General features: G+C 63.2%; 16 protein-coding genes and 1 pseudogene. 7 read left to right on the forward strand and 10 right to left on the reverse strand.

Going from position 1 to position 18,056, the window contains the following annotated elements; all coding sequences use genetic code 11:
* Positions 1-557: 557 nt before the first annotated feature.
* Positions 558-671: pseudogene (locus ACOOE2_RS03410) on the forward strand (PEPxxWA-CTERM sorting domain-containing protein); the annotation flags it as partial.
* Between the two features lie 75 nt (positions 672-746).
* On the opposite strand, the gene ACOOE2_RS03415 reads toward ACOOE2_RS03410, so the two are convergent.
* The gene (locus ACOOE2_RS03415) at positions 747-1,508 is read right to left on the reverse strand and encodes a TIGR00266 family protein (protein ID WP_420381619.1); all 762 of its coding nucleotides are present in this window, start codon (positions 1,506-1,508) and stop codon (positions 747-749) included.
* 303 nt (positions 1,509-1,811) lie between these two features.
* On the opposite strand from ACOOE2_RS03415, the gene ACOOE2_RS03420 reads away from it, so the two are divergent.
* Entirely contained in the window at positions 1,812-2,519 is a 708-nt protein-coding gene (locus ACOOE2_RS03420) for a PEPxxWA-CTERM sorting domain-containing protein (protein ID WP_420381620.1), read from the forward strand.
* Positions 2,520-2,563: 44 nt separating this feature from the next.
* Here ACOOE2_RS03420 and queG read toward each other — a convergent pair whose 3' ends face one another.
* On the reverse strand, positions 2,564-3,640 hold the full coding sequence (queG, locus tag ACOOE2_RS03425; RefSeq protein ID WP_420381621.1) for a tRNA epoxyqueuosine(34) reductase QueG: 1,077 nt from the start codon (positions 3,638-3,640) through the stop codon (positions 2,564-2,566).
* Positions 3,641-3,750: 110 nt separating this feature from the next.
* On the opposite strand from queG, the gene ACOOE2_RS03430 reads away from it, so the two are divergent.
* From ACOOE2_RS03430 to ACOOE2_RS03440, 3 genes are all read left to right on the forward strand, one after another.
* Positions 3,751-4,728: an ABC transporter ATP-binding protein gene (locus tag ACOOE2_RS03430; RefSeq protein WP_420381622.1), complete on the forward strand. Its 978-nt coding sequence runs from the start codon at positions 3,751-3,753 to the stop codon at positions 4,726-4,728.
* On the forward strand, positions 4,728-5,933 hold the full coding sequence (locus ACOOE2_RS03435) for an ABC transporter permease (RefSeq protein ID WP_420381623.1): 1,206 nt from the start codon (positions 4,728-4,730) through the stop codon (positions 5,931-5,933). Before ACOOE2_RS03430 ends, ACOOE2_RS03435 begins: the two co-directional genes overlap by 1 nt.
* Positions 5,934-6,051: 118 nt before the next feature.
* Positions 6,052-7,377 (forward strand): cytochrome P450, encoded by a 1,326-nt coding sequence (locus ACOOE2_RS03440; RefSeq protein ID WP_420381624.1) that lies wholly within the window; start codon positions 6,052-6,054, stop codon positions 7,375-7,377.
* Positions 7,378-7,827: 450 nt separating this feature from the next.
* Here the strand turns inward: ACOOE2_RS03440 and rpmB are convergent, their stop codons facing one another.
* Positions 7,828-8,118, reverse strand: a complete 291-nt coding sequence (gene rpmB / locus ACOOE2_RS03445) for a 50S ribosomal protein L28 (RefSeq protein WP_420381625.1) — start codon at positions 8,116-8,118, stop codon at positions 7,828-7,830.
* A gap of 113 nt (positions 8,119-8,231) precedes the next feature.
* Between rpmB and ACOOE2_RS03450 the strand changes: the two genes are divergently transcribed.
* A complete protein-coding gene (locus ACOOE2_RS03450) occupies positions 8,232-8,687 on the forward strand; it encodes a nucleoside deaminase (RefSeq protein ID WP_420381626.1) in 456 nt (151 codons plus the stop codon).
* Between the two features lie 21 nt (positions 8,688-8,708).
* On the opposite strand, the gene ACOOE2_RS03455 is transcribed toward ACOOE2_RS03450, so the two are convergent.
* From ACOOE2_RS03455 to ACOOE2_RS03485, 7 genes are all read right to left on the reverse strand, one after another.
* Complete coding sequence (locus ACOOE2_RS03455) at positions 8,709-9,422, reverse strand: ribonuclease T2 family protein (RefSeq protein WP_420381627.1); 714 nt, start codon at positions 9,420-9,422, stop codon at positions 8,709-8,711.
* Positions 9,419-10,282 (reverse strand): carboxylating nicotinate-nucleotide diphosphorylase, encoded by an 864-nt coding sequence (gene nadC / locus ACOOE2_RS03460; protein ID WP_420381628.1) that lies wholly within the window; start codon positions 10,280-10,282, stop codon positions 9,419-9,421. Before nadC ends, ACOOE2_RS03455 begins: the two co-directional genes overlap by 4 nt.
* 75 nt (positions 10,283-10,357) lie before the next feature.
* Positions 10,358-10,675, reverse strand: a complete 318-nt coding sequence (locus ACOOE2_RS03465; protein WP_420381629.1) for a hypothetical protein — start codon at positions 10,673-10,675, stop codon at positions 10,358-10,360.
* A gap of 67 nt (positions 10,676-10,742) precedes the next feature.
* Positions 10,743-11,540, reverse strand: coding sequence for a LytR/AlgR family response regulator transcription factor (locus ACOOE2_RS03470; RefSeq protein ID WP_420381630.1), 798 nt, complete (start codon positions 11,538-11,540; stop codon positions 10,743-10,745).
* Between the two features lie 46 nt (positions 11,541-11,586).
* Positions 11,587-12,786: a sensor histidine kinase gene (locus ACOOE2_RS03475; protein ID WP_420381631.1), complete on the reverse strand. Its 1,200-nt coding sequence runs from the start codon at positions 12,784-12,786 to the stop codon at positions 11,587-11,589.
* Between the two features lie 17 nt (positions 12,787-12,803).
* A complete protein-coding gene (gene ggt, locus ACOOE2_RS03480) occupies positions 12,804-14,558 on the reverse strand; it encodes a gamma-glutamyltransferase (RefSeq protein WP_420381632.1) in 1,755 nt (584 codons plus the stop codon).
* A 329-nt stretch (positions 14,559-14,887) separates the two neighbouring features.
* Complete coding sequence (locus ACOOE2_RS03485) at positions 14,888-15,643, reverse strand: siderophore-interacting protein (RefSeq protein ID WP_420381633.1); 756 nt, start codon at positions 15,641-15,643, stop codon at positions 14,888-14,890.
* A gap of 209 nt (positions 15,644-15,852) precedes the next feature.
* Between ACOOE2_RS03485 and ACOOE2_RS03490 the strand changes: the two genes are divergently transcribed.
* A complete protein-coding gene (locus ACOOE2_RS03490) occupies positions 15,853-18,042 on the forward strand; it encodes a TonB-dependent receptor (protein WP_420381634.1) in 2,190 nt (729 codons plus the stop codon).
* The last annotated feature ends 14 nt before the right edge of the window (positions 18,043-18,056 follow it).

Raw genomic sequence — 18,056 nt, forward strand, 5'->3', positions numbered from 1 at the left:
GCGTTCGTTCACGAGCAACCATGGGCCAACACGCGCGGAGTTTTTTATTCAAGGTGTCGCGGGCGATTACAGTACACATGCACCGTCTCGAAATGATCAATGGTGTTGCTGTAAAGTATGGTTAATTTTCTATGGCATGAATTTTGCTCCGGGAACCGGCGTAGGGCTGGGCGCCATTCTGACTGCTTTCGTGCGTCAGGTTTTCCGGGGGGATTTTTTAGGGACCTATATACGTGTGTGACCTAAAAAGTCCCCGGCTCCCTCGTCGACCGGCGACGGCGTAGCAAGCCCGCAAAGTAGATTATAAAATAGGCCACGGTCGGAAGAGACAAAGCCATCTGCAAAATGTCCGACGCCTGTGGCGCAAGCCACCAACTCAGCATCCACGCTATCCCAAGCGATATAACAGCCCAAAAGATGCCGCCGTATATCCGTGCGTTCACGATGAGCCGGTAATCAGCCTTGCTTAGCTCCACGACTACTCCAGCCTCCTAGTTTTTGAAATATTCGCGGACAACCTGGACTTGGCAGGTGTGGTTTCCATTGCTTCCGTTCAGAGCCCCAGCGTGCCGGAACCTTCGACCTGGGCGATGATGCTGGTGGGCTTTGGCATGGTCGGTTTCGGCCAGCGCCGGCGTAGCAGAAAGGTTGCCCGCGTCAGCTTTGGCTGACGCCACCGCGCAGGGATGTCAGCTTTGTCTGGCGCCACTGCGCAGGCTGACGCCCCCATGAAGCTGCGCAGGCAGTCAATCCCCGCCAAACAAACTTCCGAGCAACCCGCCCGCCGCAACCGCTCCAATCACGCCAGCGCCGCCGCCGCCGCCGCCGCTGGCCTCGCTCCTGGGCAGATACCGCCCGATTTCCTCGGCGAGGTTCAGGATTGGCATCGATTGCAGCCACACGCGCCCTGGCCCGGTCAGCGTGGCAAGAAACAACCCTTCGCCGCCGAACAGCACATTGCGGAAACCCCGCACCATCTGGATGTCGATGCCCACGGTCGTGTCCTGCATGCCGATATGGCCGGCGTGTACCAGCAGGCGTTCGCCTGGCGCCAGGGTTTTTTCGACGACTTCGCCCGACAGGTCGAGGAAGACCACGCCGGGGCCTGTGACGCGCTGCATGACGAAGCCTTCGCCGGCGAAGAAGCCGGCGCCCAGGCGTTGCTGGAGGAACACATCAAGCGTGACGCTGTGTTCGGCGCACAGGAACGTTTCCTTGCGGCAGACCAGCGACTGGCTGGCGGCCAGCGGCACAGGCACGATCTGGCCGGGGAAGCGCGGGGCGAACGCGATGTGGCCGGTGTCGGTCGCGGTGAATTCGGTGATGAACAGGCCGCCGCCGGAAAATGCGCGTTTAAGCCCCGCCATCAGCCCGCCGCCGGTGTGGGTTTCCATGCGGATGGTGGGGGTCATCCAGGCCATGGTGGCGGTCTGGCTGTAGAGCTGCTCGCCGCGTTTGAGGTCGATCGAGACGATTTGCATCGTGGTACCGGAAACTTCGTAGCGCATGCTGGTGGTTCCTTTTACCGGGATGCGGCCGCCCGGCTGTGATCGTCGAACGCGCAGTGGATCGGCGGGATCACGACTATAGTGCGCATGGCCATGGAGCGAAAGGCGGCGACACGTTTCGAGGCAGGCTGCTGCAAGATGTCCAGCCCCCTGCGCCCTAGGACAAATACAGCGTTTGCGTGTCGCTGCCGATTACACGCGGCCAATGGGTGCTTGATTAATCGCACTATAACAAGGGTTTCCATGGCTGGCACGATATTTGCTGCAAGAGCGGCAAGGCATAGTGTCCGAAAGGCAAATATAATGAAGAATGTTCTGCGCAACGCTCTGCTGGTTGCCGCCAGCTTCGCCGCCTCACCGGCGCTTGCGACGGATTTCAGCGCCGTGACTTCGTTTACCGGCATGAACGGCTATGGCAATTTCTACTACGGCTCGACCGATGGCAGCATTGCAGGGTCTACGCTGTTCGACACCACGGGTGGCTGCGTATTCGGCCCGGGCTCAACCTGCATGCATTCCGCGACTGCCAATCTGCCGCAGGCTTCGACCGGCGGCAGTTATCCGACGGTCAGCATTCCTGGCGATGCCATCGTGCTGCACCCGGGCAATTCCAGCTCGCTTTCGGTTTTCAGCGCTTTCGTCGCCCCAGTCGCCCAGACGTATCAGTACACCATCGACCTTAAATCGGTCGGAATCGATACGACCAACGGGATCGGCTACACTTTCTTCGTCGATGACAAAGGCGCATTGACGTTCGGCAACCGCGCGACGCTGACGACTTATGGCGCGGCGACGACGATCACCGGTACGGGTGCGTTTGCGCAGGGCGACGTGTTTGGCGTGATCATCGACGACAATGGCGTGTATTATGGCGACTCGACCGCGCTGAAGTTCGACGTAAGCGCCGTCCCCGAGCCGGAGACCTGGGCGATGATGCTGTTGGGCTTTGGCATGGTCGGTTTCGGCTTGCGTCGCCGCAGCAAGCAGGCCGTCCGCGTCAGCTTCGGCTGACCCTGCCTGGACAGCGTCAGTTCTGGCTGACGCCGTGCGGGGCATCACGGCACCGGTAGAGCCGCGACCAATTGATCCAGCGCCCAGTCTGCTGCATCAGCCACGGCCGGGTCCGGATCGTTCAGCAATTTTGTGACTGCCTGAAACAGCGCGGCATCCCCGCTGTTGCCGGCGGCATAGAGGCAATTGCGTACGAAGCGGTTGCGCCCGATACGCTTGATCGGGGAGCCCGAGAACAGCGTGCGAAAGCCTGCATCGTCGAGCGTGAGCAGATCGGCAAGGCTGGGCGCCGCCAGTTCTGCGCGGGGCAGGAACGCGCGGTTCGCCGCAGCAGCGTTCGCGAACGAATTCCACGGACACACTGCCAGGCAATCGTCACAACCATAGATGCGATTGCCCAGGCTGGCGCGGAACTCGTGCGGGATCGGGCCTTTGTGTTCGATCGTCAGGTATGAAATGCAGCGCCGTGCATCGAGGCGATAGGGCGCCGGGAACGCCTGCGTCGGGCAGGCGTCCTGGCACGCACTGCACGATCCGCAGCGATCGGCGTGCGGCGCGTCGGCGGACAGGTCGAGCGTGGTAAAGATCGCGCCGAGCAACAGCCAGGATCCATGGCTGCGGCTGACCAGATTGGTGTGCTTGCCCTGCCAGCCGATACCGGCCGCCGCGCCGAGCGGTTTTTCCATCACCGGCGCGGTGTCGACAAACACTTTGACGCCGGTGCCAGGCGCTTCGGTAACGATCCAACGCGCCAGCGCTTTCAGCGCGCGTTTGACGACATCGTGATAGTCCGCGCCTTGCGCATAGACCGAAATCCGCGCCACGTCGGGATGCGCGGCCAGCGCCAGCGGGTCGATCGCCGGCGCATAGCTCATGCCCAGCGCGATCACGCTTTGCGCCTCGGGCCACAACCCCTGCGGGCTGCGCCGGTGTTCGAGCCGCGTTGCCATCCATTCCATCGACCCGTGCGCGCCTTCGCCCAGCCATTGTTCCAGGCGGTGCGCGCGCAGCGGGTCTTCGTGGGCAGGGGCAAATCCGCAGGCGCCAAAGCCCAGTTCGAGCGCCTGCGCCTTGATCCTCTGGCCAAATCCAGAGCCAAATCCTGACGCGGCATTAACCAAACTTGCTGTCCCGTCCGTTCATCGCTTACAGTTAACGCAGGTCCATGCGATACGAACCAGCAGCACGCTTTGTGGGGGAATTGGCCGGGATGGGCAAGGAAGCCGATCTGATGCCATATGAGGCTGATCTGGCGATAGAGGCACGCGGGCTGGTCAAGCGCTTTGACGGCACGCTCGCGGTCGATGGCGTGGATATTTCGGTGCCGCGCGGCGCGATCTACGGCGTGCTCGGGCCCAATGGCGCGGGCAAGACCACGACCTTGCGGATGCTCTTGGGCATCATCGATCCCGATGCCGGCTATCGCCGCGTGCTCGGCAGCGAACGTCCGACCGACGTCGCGCGGCGCATCGGCTATCTGCCCGAAGAGCGCGGGCTGTACCCGTCGATGAAATCGGTCGAGGCGATTGCGTTTCTGGCCGCGCTGCGCGGTGTGCCACTGGGCGAAGGCCGAGCGCACGCGCGCGAAATGCTCGACGAGGCAGGCCTTGGCCATGCCGCCGATCGCCAGATCCGCCATCTGTCCAAGGGTATGGCGCAACAGGTGCAATTGATCGGCACGCTGATCCACAAGCCCGATCTGGTCGTGCTCGATGAACCGTTTTCCGGGCTCGATGCGATCAACCAGGGCCGGCTGGAGCAAATGATTCGCGGGCTCGCGGCGCGCGGTGCGACGGTCTTGTTTTCCACGCACGTGATCGCGCATGCCGAACGCATGTGCGACCAGATCGCGATCATCGCCGGCGGTAAAGTGCCGTTCGCAGGCCCCGTCGACGTGGCGCGCGACCGGCTGCGCCCGCAAGTGCGGCTCGAAACGCGCGTGCGCGACGGGCTGTGGCGCGCGGCCTTGCCCGCCGATGCGCGGTGCGATGTCAAAGCAACCGGAAGCGCGTTCTGGTATTTCACCTTGCCCGAAACCGGGGTCGAGCCGCTGTTGCGCGCGTTGATCGAGGGCGATGCGGGGATTCTCAGCCTGTCGATCGAGCGTGCGGGCTTGCACGATGCGTTCGTCGCAATCGCGGGCGAAGCCGCCGCGCGCGCGCTTGAAGTCAATCGCGAAGAAATCGACGTCAAGAAGGGGCGCCGCTGATGGGTTCTGCACGGCTCCAGGCCATCTGGGTCATCGCGCGTCGCGATTTCGTCGCGGTGGTGTTTTCGCGCGCGTTCATCTTCTTTCTGCTCGGGCCGCTGTTCCCGATCATCATCGGGTTTTTTGCAGGGGCCGTCGGCGCCAGTGTGCAGCACGATCTCGACAAGGCGGTGATCGGCGTGGCCATGCCCGCGCAGCAGGGCGAACGCCTGGTCGCGGCGCGCAATGCGATGATCGACCACATGGCGGGCAATGTGCCCGATATGCAGGTGATCGCCGACATCGCGCCCGGCTCCGCATTTGATCCGCGCGCCGTGCTCAAAAAACGCCAGATGTCGGCCGTCGTTACCGGGACGCTCGACGCGCCTGTCATCACCGGAACGCAGGGCAAAGTCGACGACTGGAGCGGCATGATCGCGATGTTCGCCGGCCGCGCGCGGTCCGATCATCCCGACCAGTATCCCGAGATCCGCGCCGATGTCGTTGCCACCAGCGCCGCGCACGAACACTCCGGGCAAGTCGTCACGGCGCAGGCCGGGCAATTGCTGCTGTTCCTGCTGACGATGCTGCTGGCCGGCATGGTGCTGTCGAACCTGGTCGAAGAAAAAGCCAACAAGATCATCGAAGTGCTGGCCGCCTCGATCCCGCTCGACGCGCTGTTCATGGGCAAGCTGTTTGCGATGCTTGGCGTCAGCATGGTCGGTGTGATGGTGTGGGGCAGCGGGTATGGCATGATGGTGCTGGCCGGCGCGCGCCACATTCCGCTGCTGGCCACGCCCGCGGTAGGCTGGCCGCTGTTCCTGGCGCTGGGTTTCGCGTATTTCGCGATGGCGTATCTGTTGCTTGGGTCGATGTTCCTGACGATCGGCGGCATGGCCAACACGGTGCGCGAAGTGCAGACGCTGTCGATGCCCGCCACGATGATGCAGCTGGTCGTGTTCTTTCTCGCCAGCTTTGCGCTGGCGCGGCCGAACACCTGGATCGAAAAGCTGGCCGAGGTGTTCCCGATCAGCTCGCCCTATGCGATGCTGGCGCATGCGGCCGAGCATCCCTCGCTGATGCCGCATGTGCTGGCGCTGGGGTGGCAGGCGCTGTGCGTGGCAGTCATGGTGCGGGGCGGGGCCGCGATCTTCCGGCGCAATGTGATGAAATCGGGCGGGGGCAAAAAGGCGAAACGCGCAAAATTGGCCGAAGCCGCCGCGTGAGGCTTTACCTCTCCCCTTCAGGGGACGCGCTTTCGGCCAGTTATTGACACTGATGTAAATTGCAGGAATACTCCGGTCATGCAGCTGGCGACCAAGGCCCGCTCCCGGGGGAATTCCGATGGCAACCGCGCCTGCGCCGTTTACATATCGCCGTTCGCCCAGCGCATCGTCAGCGCTGGAACAGTGGTTGAAAGATCACCCCCAGGACGCTGTCGCACACCCCCAACCCTGGGACGTCAGCCGCTCGGAGATATACCGCGACGACACCTGGGGGCCAGTCTTTGCCGATATGCGCGCGCGCGCGCCGATCAACCGCATTACCGGATCGCGTTATGGCGATTACTGGAACGTGGCCTCGCACAAGGCGATCCTGCACGTCGAATCGTTGCCCGAGCTGTTTTCATCGAGCTGGCGGCATGGCGGCATCACGATCAGCGACCCGCCCGCGCATATCGATCCGGCGGTCCTCGCCGAACGGCAATTGCCGATGTTCATCGCGATGGACCGACCCGAACACACCGGCCAGCGGCGCACCGTCGCGCCCGCATTCACTCCCAGCGAGATCCTGCGGCTGGATGGCGAATTGCGCACGCGCACGGCGCAAGTGCTCGATTCGCTGCCGCTCGGCAGACAGTTCGACTGGGTCGACAAAGTGTCGATCGAGCTGACCACCGGAATGCTGGCGATCCTGTTCGGGTTTCCCTGGGAAGATCGCCGCTTGTTGCCGTTCTGGTCCGATTGGGCAGGTGATGTCGAATTAACCGTGGCGCGCGAACTGTCGGACGAACGCTTTGCGATACTGGGTGAAATGGCGCATTATTTCGGGCGGCTGTGGGCCGACCGCATGGGCAAGCCGCCGACGCCCGACCTCATCTCGATGATGCTCCATTCGCCCGCGATGAACCGGATGAGCCGGCAGGAATTCATGGGCAATCTGGTGCTGTTGATCGTGGGCGGGAACGATACCACGCGCAACACCATGTCGGGCGTGATCCACGCGCTGGACCAGTTTCCCGATCAGCGCGCCGTGCTGGAAAACGATCCGTCGCTGATCCCCAATGCCGTGCAGGAGGCGCTGCGTTTCGTCACGCCGCTTGCGCATATGCGGCGCACCGCCACCGCCGATACCGAGCTGCTGGGCCAGCCAATCAGCGCCGGCGACAAAGTGGTGATGTGGTACATTTCGGCCAACCGCGACGAAGCGGTGTTTCCCGACCCAGACCGGTTCATCGTCACCCGCGAAAACGCGCGGCGCCATCTGTCGTTCGGCCACGGCATCCACCGCTGCGTCGGCGCGCGCCTGGCCGAGCTGCAACTGAGAGTCTTGCTGGAAGAAATGCATGCCCGGCGGATGCGCGTGCATGTCACCGGCGCGACCGAACGCGTGCGTGCAAACTTCGTCCATGGCTTTCGTCGCATGGAGGTCACGGTCGAACGCGCTTGATCTGGAACGGGCACAATTGCGTCATCTGGCGTTCATGTGCCGGGGCCCTAGTGGCCGTTGTCCCGCGGTCGGATTGCTTGCCCCCCCGACCTGATCCACCGCGGGGCAACTTGCGTACAGAGCGTTTCATGGTGCTCGCCGTCACACGCAGAATCCACAACCCCCACTGCGACACGCAAGCCTCACCCCATTACGTCACCCCGGACTTGATCCGGGGTTGTGCTTTTTCTTTTCGACCTCACGCCAAAAGAAGCCTTGTCCCGGATCAAGTCCGGGACGACGACGGAGGGGATGTGGCGAGGAGGAGAGGGTGTGCCGCAAGGCAAAGCGGTTGCGACAATGAAGGATCGCCGCCGGAAAGCGGCCAGCGGGAGGGCAGGATACACCCCCGCCGAAAACGCAAAAAGCCCCGCCGAAGCGGGGCTTTGTCTGCCGGCCAAAGCCGAACAATCAGGCGGCGACGGTGGCCGTCTTTTTCAATTCGCGCTTCACTTTCAGCGCGTTCTTGCTGAGCGATTCGTCACGCGTCTTCAGCAACCAGTTGTCCAGCCCGCCGTTGTGTTCGACCGAACGCAGGCCGTGGGTCGACACGCGGAATTTGAAGCTGCGGTCGAGCGATTCGGACAGCAGAGTCACGTTCTGCAGGTTGGGCAGGAACACACGCTTGGTCTTGTTGTTGGCGTGGCTCACGTTGTGACCGACTTGACGACCTTTACCGGTCAGTTCGCAGATGCGCGACATGGCTTAAAACTCGCTTGTGTTCGCAGGATTGAATTTCGAAAGCGGGCTCTTATCCCATCGAACGACGAAGTCAAGGATTCGCGCAAGCGCGTTGCGCATGCTAGCAGCCCGTCATGAGCGAACCCCGCTGGCCATTGCCCGAACCGATGCGTGGCGCGCTGGCGCAGGCGCGCGCGGGTGCAGCCGCCGGCGCCGTGCCGATCGGCGCCTTGGTGGTCAGGGACGGCGTGGTGATTGCCGCAGCACACAACGGCCCGCGCGATTGCCATGATCCCACCGCGCATGCCGAAATCCTGGCGATACGCGCCGCAGCGGCGGCGTTGGGGCAGGACCGGCTCGATGGTTGCGACCTGTGGGTCACGCTGGAGCCTTGCGCGATGTGTGCCGGCGCGATGGTGCATGCCCGCGTGGCCCGCGTCTATTATGCGGCGCCCGACCCCAAAGGTGGCGCGGTCGAACACGGCGCGCGTGTGTTCGAATCCGCGCTGCACAAGCCTGAAGTCTACGCAGGGCTGGGCGAAAGCGAATCGGCGGCGCTGTTGCGCCAATTCTTCCAAGACCGCCGCTGAATCCCTGCCGCCCCTGAATTCCTAACGGCCCTGGGGCACGATCCGCAACGGGGCGGTATCGGCCGTGCCGCGATCGGTGCACGCCGCCGGGCGCAGCCGCCGGTCAAAGCACACATGCACCTCCTGCAAGGAAGCGCCTTCGCCTGTGGCCACACCGATCGCTGCGCGCGGATACAGCGGGTTGGCTTCGGCAAAGGCGCTGCGCAGATCGCCGGCGGTCAGATGCGCCCGCCGCGAGAGCGCGGCCATGTCGGGCAAGTGCAGCGCGTGAAACATCGCGGCGCTCTGCGTAAAATAAACTTCCGGACGGGGGGCCATGCAGGTGCCGTGCTTGGCCCATTCGTGCGCGATCAGGCCGGGCGAGGGCGTGGTGCACAGCATGCCGCGCGTCACATCGGCAGGCACCTGCAATGTCGCGGGCGCCTTGGCCGGGCACCATTGCGGCCAGGTGCCATGCGCCGCATCGGGCCACAGCCCGTGGAGCACAAACCCGAAGCGGGCCCCATGCAAATCGCATTCCGGCATGGCATCGGCAGTCGCGCCGTGCGTCGCGCAGAAATCGGGCGCCCAGGTCAGCGCGAGCACATAATGCGTGATCGGCAGATTGCGCGCAGGGCCGTCGGGCACGGCGATCGGCGGCGCGGTGACATGGTCGGGGATCTGGCATGACGGAGCTTGCGCAAAAACCGGGCGGGCGAACAGAGCCAGAGCGAGCAACGCGGCCTGGCGGATCACAGCGGGGTGAAATCCAGGCCGATGTCGGCGGCCGGTGCCGATTGCGTCAGACGCCCGACCGAGATGAAATCGACCCCCGTTGCTGCGATGGCCGCGATCGTATCGAGCCGCACGCCGCCCGATGCTTCGCAGGGCACGCGCTGCGCCACGCGCGCCAACGCCTCGCGCAACATCGGCGGGTCCATGTTGTCGAGCAGCAGCCGCGTCGCACCAGCGGCCAGCGCCGGTTCGATCTGGTCGATCCGGTCGACTTCGCAGATCACATCGCGCACGCCGGCGTGCAACGCGCGGCGCACCGCTTCGCCGACGCCGCCCGCCACCGCGACATGATTGTCCTTGATCATCGCGGCATCCCACAGGCCCATGCGATGGTTGTGCCCGCCGCCTGTACGAACCGCGTATTTTTCCAGCACGCGCAGCCCCGGAATGGTCTTGCGCGTATCGAGCAGCTTTGCGCGGGTATCGCCCATCGCATCGACATACGCCCGCGTCATGGTGGCGATCCCGGTAAGATGCTGCACGGTGTTCAGCGCGCTGCGCTCGGCGGTCAGCAGCGCGCGTGCCGCGCCCTCGATGCGCATCAGCGGCGCGCCGGGCGCGACGGCGCTGCCTTCGCTCACCAGCAGTTCAATAGTCGCCGAAGGGTCGAGTTTGCGGATAAACGCCGCTGCGATCGGCAGCCCGCATACGGTCACCGCATCGCGGCTGTCCATCACGCCGGCAAACCGCGCGTCTGCCGGGATCACGCTCTCACTCGTGACATCGCGCCCGCCACCGGGCCATGTGTCGCCCAGATCCTCGGCGAGCGTATGGGCGACAAAGGCTTCAAGGTCGAAACCGGGGAGGATGAATGCGGTCATGAGCGCGACATAGCGGGCGTGGCGTCAAATGACCATAAAGCCGACGCGGCAATAATGCTGTCTGCGCAAACCGGCTCAAAGGTCTATCGGCACGAACTGCGCAAACATCTGTGCCGCCTCGGGCAATTCGCGCAGCGGGACATAGTCGCACACTTGCGCATAACGGCCCCACATCGCCAGCACGTCGGGGTTTTCGTGCGCCTTGGCAATCGCGCCGGTAGCCCATTCGAACACTTCGACGATCGTGCCGTCCTGTGCTGTCATGGCCACGGGCGGCCTATCAGTGGCAAGCCCAAGCGCGCGCAATTCGGAAACATGCGTGCGCACAAGATTTAGCAGCGCCGCCTCGCAGCCGGGTTTCGGACGATAGCCCACAATTACGATGTCACCCATGGCAAAGCACCCGCAGGCTTGATGGATCCCGGATCAAGTCCGGGATGCGTTGTTTATAAATGGTAGATCAGTGAACGAACCGTGCCACGACATCGCGGTACGAACGGCTGACCTTCACCTCGGCGCCCGATTGCAGTACCAGAAAACATTCGCCGTTGGTGTGCGGCCGGACCTGGCGGACCTGGTCGAGATTGACGATTTTCGAGCGGTGCACGCGCTGAAACACCCGCGGATCGAGCCGGCGTTCGAGGTCCTTCATCGTTTCGCGCAGGATCAGCGAATTGTCGCCGGTGTAAATGCACATGTAATCGCCGGCGGCCTCGATCCGTTCGATCGATTCGACATCGACGCGGAAGATCTGCCCGCGATCCTTGATGTTGATCAGCTTTTCAAACCGGCCGGCCACCGGCTCGGCATCGTCGACCATTTCGGCGACCGCATCGGGGGCGACTTCGGCCAGCACGATCTTCAGCTTCTCGACTTCTTCCAGCCCGCGCTTTTCGGCCAACCGGGTACGTGCGCGGTCGAGCGCATCGGCCAGACGGTCGGTGTCGACAGGCTTGAGCAGGTAATCGACAGCGTTGGTTTCGAACGCCTTGACCGCGTGTTCGGAATAGGCGGTCACGAACACGAACAGCGGCGGTTCCAGTTCCATCACGCCCTTGACGACGCTGAAACCATCGAACCCGGGCATCTGGATATCGAGAAACACCAGGTCGGGCTTTTCGGTCTTGATCTTGCGGATCGCCTCGCGGCCGTTCGAGCACGTTTCGATGATCTCGACATCGGGAAACGCGGCCAGGCGCAATTGCAGGCCCTGGATAGCCAGTTTCTCGTCATCGACAAGGATCGTGCGAATGGTCATGGCGTGTCCTGTGGTTCTATTTTGGTCAGATTCTGAATGCGGTCTGTCAGATTGCCACCAGCGGGTTGAGCGGTTGATGAACGGATCGGTTGAAAGACGAAGGCGTGCGCGGCGCCGGCTCGCGCGCTTCGAACGGCAGTTCGATCGTGACGATCACCCCGCCCTCGGTGCCGGTGGCGATATCGAACCGCTGGTTTTCGCCATAGGCCTGTACGAGACGGTCGCGGATATTGGCCAGGCCCACGCCGGTCGATCCGGTCGGCTTGGTGCGCAGATCCTGCCCCATGTCGTGATTCGCGCCGAACAGATCGGCCGGATCGACCCCCGGCGGCAGTCCTGGCCCGGTGTCGGATATGATGATACGCAAGGCCTGGCCGAGGACTTGCGCGGTCACGGTGATTTCGGCGCCCTCTTCAAGCGGACTGACCGCGTACTTGATCGCGTTTTCGACCAGCGGCTGCAACAGCAGCGACGGCATCAGCGCGTCGCACGCGGCATCCTCGATGTGGAAACTGGTGCGCAGCCGTTCCTCGAAGCGCATCAGTTCGATCCCCAGATACAGCTTCAGTGTTTCGACTTCCTGCGCCACGGTCACGCGTGCGGTCGGCTCGTTGATCAGCGTGTAGCGCAGGAACGACGACAGCCGCGACAGCATCGCATTGGCCGGCTCGGTCTGTTTGAGCAGCACCAGCGTCGATATCGAATTGAGCGTGTTGAACAGAAAATGGGGATTGAGCTGATAGCGCAACATCGCCAGTTGCGCGCTGGTCGCCTGGTTTTCGAGCACGAGCAGCTGGTCGTTCTGTTCCTCGACCTGAATGTAGAAATTGATCGCATAATACAGTGCCGACCATGCGCCGAGCAGCGTCAGGTCGAGGTAGAACACACCCAGGAACAGCTGCGTAAATCTGATTCCCGCATTGGAGCGATACAGGCTGACCACCCAGCTGTCGATGAACGCGTACAAGCCCACCGCGATCGCCAGCACGATCGCGGTCACGCCCCAGGTGACGATCGCGCGGCGGTTGATCAGCGCGCGATAGATCACCGACAGGATCAGCGAGATCGAAAATCCGGTGATCGTGGCGATGATCACGATGATCAGGAACGACCACGGCACCGCATTGGCCAGGCTCGACATCGCGCGCAGCAACAGCGCCCCGATCCAGCCGAGAAACTGCAGGCGCCAGAATGCGCGGTTCTTGTTGCCGAAAAACGGCGTGGGGGGCAGCGGCAACATCGCCATGAGACTAGCCTACCCGTTCAGTACCCTTCGGCCAAGCCCATTGGCAACCGCGGGTCGATCGCGCCGAACAGATGCGCCGCGCCAATGTCCAACCCATCGTCATCGCGCGGCGGCTGTTGCGCGCCGGCGATCCTGGGGCCGCCCACCACGATCGCGGCGACATGGTTGCCGTGGCGCCGCTCGACCATTTTCTGGCCGCGCGCGCGCAGGATCGCCAGCGTGTCCGCAGACAGGCCATAGCGTTCGTAATAGGTCTCGTCGGGCAGCCATTGCTGCTGAATACGCGGGGCGTCGATCGCCTCGGTCAGTGTCATGCCGTGGTCGATCATGTTGAGCATCACCTGCAACACGCCGGCCGGGATGCGGCTGCCGCCCGGCGTGCCGATCACGAGCGCGAGCTGCCCGTCTTTGGTGACGATCGTCGGGCTCATCGAGGATAGCGGGCGCTTGCCCGGCGCGATCGCGTTGTTTGGCCCTTCGATCAGGCCATACATGTTGGGCGCGCCCGGCTTGGCCGAAAAATCGTCCATCTCGTCATTCATCAGGATGCCTGTGCCCGGCGCCGTGACATGCGCGCCGAACCAGTCGTTGAGCGTATAGGTCATCGACACCGCGTTGCCGGCAGCATCGACGATCGAAAAATGCGTGGTGTTCTGTCCCTCGGGGCTTTGCGTGACCCCGCCCAGCGACAGCGACGGCGTGGCGCGGTCCATATGGATCCCGGCGCGCAGGGTTTGCGCATACGCTGGCGAGACCAGCTTTGCGGTATCCATCTTTACGAAATCGGGGTCGCCCAGCATGACATTGCGATCGTGATACGCGCGGCGCATCGCCTCGATCAGCACATGCGTCGCATCGGCCGAATGCCAGCCCCATTGCGCCATCGGATAGCCCGCGACGATGCCCATCGTTTCGCAGATCACCACGCCGCCCGAACTGGGCGGTGGCGCGGCGATCACGTGATAGCCGCGATAATCGCATTCGAGCGGCCGCATGTCGCGCACAGTGTACCGGGCGAAATCGGCCATCGTCAGGATCCCGCCGCCTTTTTCGCTGCCGGCGACCATCGCAGCGGCGATCGGCCCCTTGTAGAACGCATCGGCGCCCTTGTCGGCAACCTGGCGCAGCGAATGCGCCAGGTCCGCCTGCACCAGGCGGTCGCCCGCGTGACGCGGCGTGCCGGCGTTCAGCAGCACTGCCGATGCCGCCGGATCCCGGCGCAATTCGGCGGCGTCCTCAAGCAGCATTTCGGCATCGCCCCGGTCGAGCACGAAGCCTTCGGCGGCCAGTTTGATGGCAGGCGCCATCAGAGCGGCTCGTTGGCGCGTGCCCCAGTGCGTGCGCGCATATTCCATGCCCGCCACGGTGCCGGGCACGCCGGCGGCCAGCCAGCCACGCGTCGATTTGGCGGGGATGACTTTGCCCGAGGCGTCGAGGTACATGTTTGCGGTAGCAGCGCCCGGCGCGGTTTCGCGAAAATCAAGGAAATGCGTGGTACCATCGGCCAGCCGCACGGTCATGAACCCGCCGCCGCCCAGATTGCCCGCCTCGGGAAATGTGACCGACAGCGCATAGGCCACCGCCACCGCCGCATCGATCGCATTGCCGCCCTGGCGCAGGATATCGAGGCCGACAGCGGTCGCCAGACGGTGCGCAGTGACGACCATGCCATGATCGGCGGCAACGGGAACGGGGGCGGCGGCGAATGCGCTCTGCGCGACGAGCACGCCCGCCGCCAGTGCCTGAACCCATTTGCCGATTGCCTGTCTCATCCGTAATCCCTCGATCTGATCGGGATACAGAACTAGCAGGCGACGACGCAGGGGCAAGGGCAGCCATGCAGGCACCACCTTCGCCTTTTGGGCTTGACCTCTAGGGCAATCACACCAGTCGCCTGAGTGCCCGACAAACGTGCCAGATAATTCCAATCCCGCTCATCCTGAGCCTGTCGAAGGACGCGCGCGAGGTTTGCATTCGCGCAGTTTCCGTGTCGGGCGGGCGTCAGCGCGTGTGCTTCGACAGGCTCAGCATGAGCGGATGATGTTGGAAAAACAAAATCCAACGAGATGGGTGCATCGCGTAGCCCGCGCGTCAGGTTTTTTCAGCCGTCGAGCGATTTGTCGGCTGCGTCGGCCAGGCCGTTGGTCCAGTAGCCGGCGGCCTTGGTCCATTCGCGGCGGTGGCCCAGCGTATCGACTACGTGCGTGCGCAAGGCTTTGGCGACCGACGTTTCGGCAGCGATCCACACGAATCCTTCGCCTTCGGGCAAAGTCAGGCCTTTAAGCGCACCCAGCAGCAGGTCGGCGTCGGTGCCGCCATCGCGGTGAACCCAGTGCCCGGTCCATGCGGCATCCGTTGCAAACGTCTGTTCGTCATCGGCGCCATCAACCACGGCCAGCGTGATGACCGGAACCCCGGCGCGCAATTCTTCCGTGCGGCGGCCGATCGCGGGCAGGGCGCTTTCATCGCCGATCAGCAGGTACCAGTCGAAATCGTCGGGCACGACGGTCGATCCGCGCGGGCCTGCGATATCGAGCGTATCGCCCACTTCGGCCAAGGCCGCCCATTGCGTGGCAGGGCCGGAATCGTGCAGGGCAAAATCGATCGTCAGCGTCTTTGCGGCGGTATCGAAGCGGCGCGGGGTAAAATCGCGCATGACCTTTTCACCCGAAGCATCGGGAAAAAACAGCTTGATATGATCGTCGAACGCGGCGCTGACGAAATCGTGCAGTTCAGGCGCAGTAAACACGATCCGGCGCATGTGCGAGCCCAGCGGTTCGATCGTGGCGATGGTGAGCGTGCGGCGGCGGGTTTCGTGGCGCATGCGGGTTGTCTGGTGGCGGGTTGTTTCGGTCATCGTTTCCGGTCTTTCGCGTGTCAATACGTCTAAGATATATCGGAGTGAGGAATTTGCAAGAGTAAAAGATATATCGCCGATTGTAATCTTACGACGCCAGCGTACCCCATCTCCTGACCGATTTGTCACGAATATCTGCTTGTGTAATACTATAACATAACATATTGCATGTGCACACGTTCCCGCATCCCCGACATGAAGACATCCGCATGATCATGATTTCCCGTTGTCTTTTGGCCGGAACTGCCCTGGCAGTCGCACTGGGCGTTGCCGGACCTGCGTTCGCCGCTGATCCCGCCCCAGCGGATCAGGCACCGGCCACCCCCGCAGCGCCGCCGTCGCCCCCTTCGCAGATCGTTGTCACTGCGCACCGGCTCGACACCGCGCGCGAAAGCATCAAGCCCAGCCTGGGCGCCTCGGTCTACACCCTGGGCGAGGCCGCGATCCAGAATCTGCCGGGCAGCGACAACCAGCCGATCCAGGACATCATCCTGCAGATGCCCGGCGTCAGCCAGGACCAGTTCGGCCAGTTCCACGTGCGCGACGAACACAATGGCGTGCAGTACCGCCTCAACGGCGTGATCATTCCCGAAAGCGTCGCGGTGTTCGGGCAAACGCTGTCGCCGCGCCTGATCCAGCGGCTCGATCTCGTCACCGGCACGCTGCCTGCGCAATACGGCCTGCGCACCGCCGGTATCATCGATATCACGACCAAATCGGGCCTGAAGGATTCGACCACGGTCAGCCTGTATGGCGGCAGCCACGATACGATCGAACCAAGCGTGCAGCTGTCGGGCAGTTCGGGTGCGTCGAGCTGGTTCGTATCGGGCGATTACAAGCACACCGGGCTTGGCATCGACAATGTCACCGGCAGCAACACCGCGCTTCACGACAAATCCAACCAGTTCAACGGCTTTGGCTATGTCGATCGCATCGTCGGCGACAGCGACCGCATTTCGCTGACCGGCGGCTATACCAACCAGCATTACCAGATCCCCAACCCGCCCGGCCAGATCGGGTCGCAAACCGATTTCGCCGGCAATCCGGTGTCAGTCGGCGGGGTCACGCAATTCCCCAGCGAAGCGCTGAATGAACAGCAGCTGCAGACCTTCGGCTTTGCCGCGCTCAGCTGGCTGCACAGTGCTGGGGCGTTTTCGTCGCAGGTCTCGGCCTTCGGGCGGGTTGCAACGCTCGATTATCGCCCCGATTACACCGGCGAACTGCTGTTCAACGGCACCGCGCAATATGCCAGCAAGCGGGTCGTATCGGTCGGTGCGCAACTCGACAGCGCCTACAAGCTGGGCGATTTTCATACGCTGCGTTTTGGCGGATTGATCAATCAGGACCGTGCAATCAGCTATACCGACACGGCCGTGTTCCAGACCAACGCGGACGGCGGTATCTTTGGCGCTCCCGCACTGCTGAACGACTTCACCGATGTCGCGCAGCGGAGCTATAGCGTGTATCTTCAGGACGAATGGCACTTGGTGCCGCATGTCGTGCTCAATTACGGCCTGCGCTTCGATGAAGTCGATGGTATTCGTGACGAGCGCCAGCTGAGCCCGCGCATCAATCTGGTGTGGAGCCCGCCGGGCGGGTTCACCGGGCACGCCGGATTTGCGCGCAATTTCTCGCCCGCGCCGTTCGAACTGGTGGCCTCGCAAAATCTGGCGCAAGTCGCCGGCACCACCGCCGCACCCCAGGCAAGCCTTGACGTTGCCAGCTATGCCCAGCGCGAAAACTATTGGGATGCCGGGTTTCAGCAGAAGATCGGCCGCCATTTCTCGTTCGGGCTCGACGGGTTCTACCGCACGCTGACGCATATGGTCGATGAAGGCCAGTTCGGCGCGCCGATCATCCTGACCCCGTTCAACTACGCCAAGGGCCGTATCTACGGCGTCGAACTGACCGCGAACTACGCGAAGGGTGGGCTAAGCGCCTATGGCAACCTGTCGTACGACAAGGCGCAAGGGACGCAGATCGACAGCAACCAGTACAATTTCAGCGCGGCCGACCTGGCGTATATCGCCAACCACTGGATCTACGTCGATCACAACCAGACCTGGACCGGCTCTGCGGGGGCGTCGTATCACTGGAATCGCGGCGCGCTGGATGGAACGCGGGTCAGCGCGGACATGGTCTACGGCTCGGGCCTGCGCCGCGACGAAACCGCGCCCGATGGCAGCAATGTGCCCAATGGATCGGCGCTGCCCGGCTATGTGACGTTCAACGCCTCGATCGGGCACAAGTTCGCGGGCAGCGGCTATGACGTGCATATCGACGTGCAGAACGTGGCCAACGCGGTGTATGAAATCCGTGACGGCACCGGCGTCGGCGTCGGCGCCCCATCGTTCGGCCCACGGCGCGGATTCTTTGTCGGCGTGTCGAAAACGTTCTGATTGATCCTCCCCGT

Source organism: Novosphingobium sp., assembly GCF_965214355.1.
Taxonomy (GTDB): domain Bacteria; phylum Pseudomonadota; class Alphaproteobacteria; order Sphingomonadales; family Sphingomonadaceae; genus Novosphingobium.

What these genes read in the sequence shown, in the direction of transcription:
- ACOOE2_RS03415 (WP_420381619.1), bottom strand. Translation starts at nt 1,508, where the DNA reads ATGCGCTACGAAGTTTCCGGTACCACGATGCAAATCGTCTCGATCGAC.
- ACOOE2_RS03420 (WP_420381620.1), top strand. Translation starts at nt 1,812, where the DNA reads ATGAAGAATGTTCTGCGCAACGCTCTGCTGGTTGCCGCCAGCTTCGCC.
- ACOOE2_RS03430 (WP_420381622.1), top strand. Translation starts at nt 3,751, where the DNA reads ATGCCATATGAGGCTGATCTGGCGATAGAGGCACGCGGGCTGGTCAAG.
- ACOOE2_RS03435 (WP_420381623.1), top strand. Translation starts at nt 4,728, where the DNA reads ATGGGTTCTGCACGGCTCCAGGCCATCTGGGTCATCGCGCGTCGCGAT.
- ACOOE2_RS03440 (WP_420381624.1), top strand. Translation starts at nt 6,052, where the DNA reads ATGGCAACCGCGCCTGCGCCGTTTACATATCGCCGTTCGCCCAGCGCA.
- rpmB (WP_420381625.1), bottom strand. Translation starts at nt 8,118, where the DNA reads ATGTCGCGCATCTGCGAACTGACCGGTAAAGGTCGTCAAGTCGGTCAC.
- ACOOE2_RS03450 (WP_420381626.1), top strand. Translation starts at nt 8,232, where the DNA reads ATGAGCGAACCCCGCTGGCCATTGCCCGAACCGATGCGTGGCGCGCTG.
- nadC (WP_420381628.1), bottom strand. Translation starts at nt 10,282, where the DNA reads ATGACCGCATTCATCCTCCCCGGTTTCGACCTTGAAGCCTTTGTCGCC.
- ACOOE2_RS03465 (WP_420381629.1), bottom strand. Translation starts at nt 10,675, where the DNA reads ATGGGTGACATCGTAATTGTGGGCTATCGTCCGAAACCCGGCTGCGAG.
- ACOOE2_RS03470 (WP_420381630.1), bottom strand. Translation starts at nt 11,540, where the DNA reads ATGACCATTCGCACGATCCTTGTCGATGACGAGAAACTGGCTATCCAG.
- ACOOE2_RS03475 (WP_420381631.1), bottom strand. Translation starts at nt 12,786, where the DNA reads ATGGCGATGTTGCCGCTGCCCCCCACGCCGTTTTTCGGCAACAAGAAC.
- ggt (WP_420381632.1), bottom strand. Translation starts at nt 14,558, where the DNA reads ATGAGACAGGCAATCGGCAAATGGGTTCAGGCACTGGCGGCGGGCGTG.
- ACOOE2_RS03485 (WP_420381633.1), bottom strand. Translation starts at nt 15,643, where the DNA reads ATGACCGAAACAACCCGCCACCAGACAACCCGCATGCGCCACGAAACC.
- ACOOE2_RS03490 (WP_420381634.1), top strand. Translation starts at nt 15,853, where the DNA reads ATGATCATGATTTCCCGTTGTCTTTTGGCCGGAACTGCCCTGGCAGTC.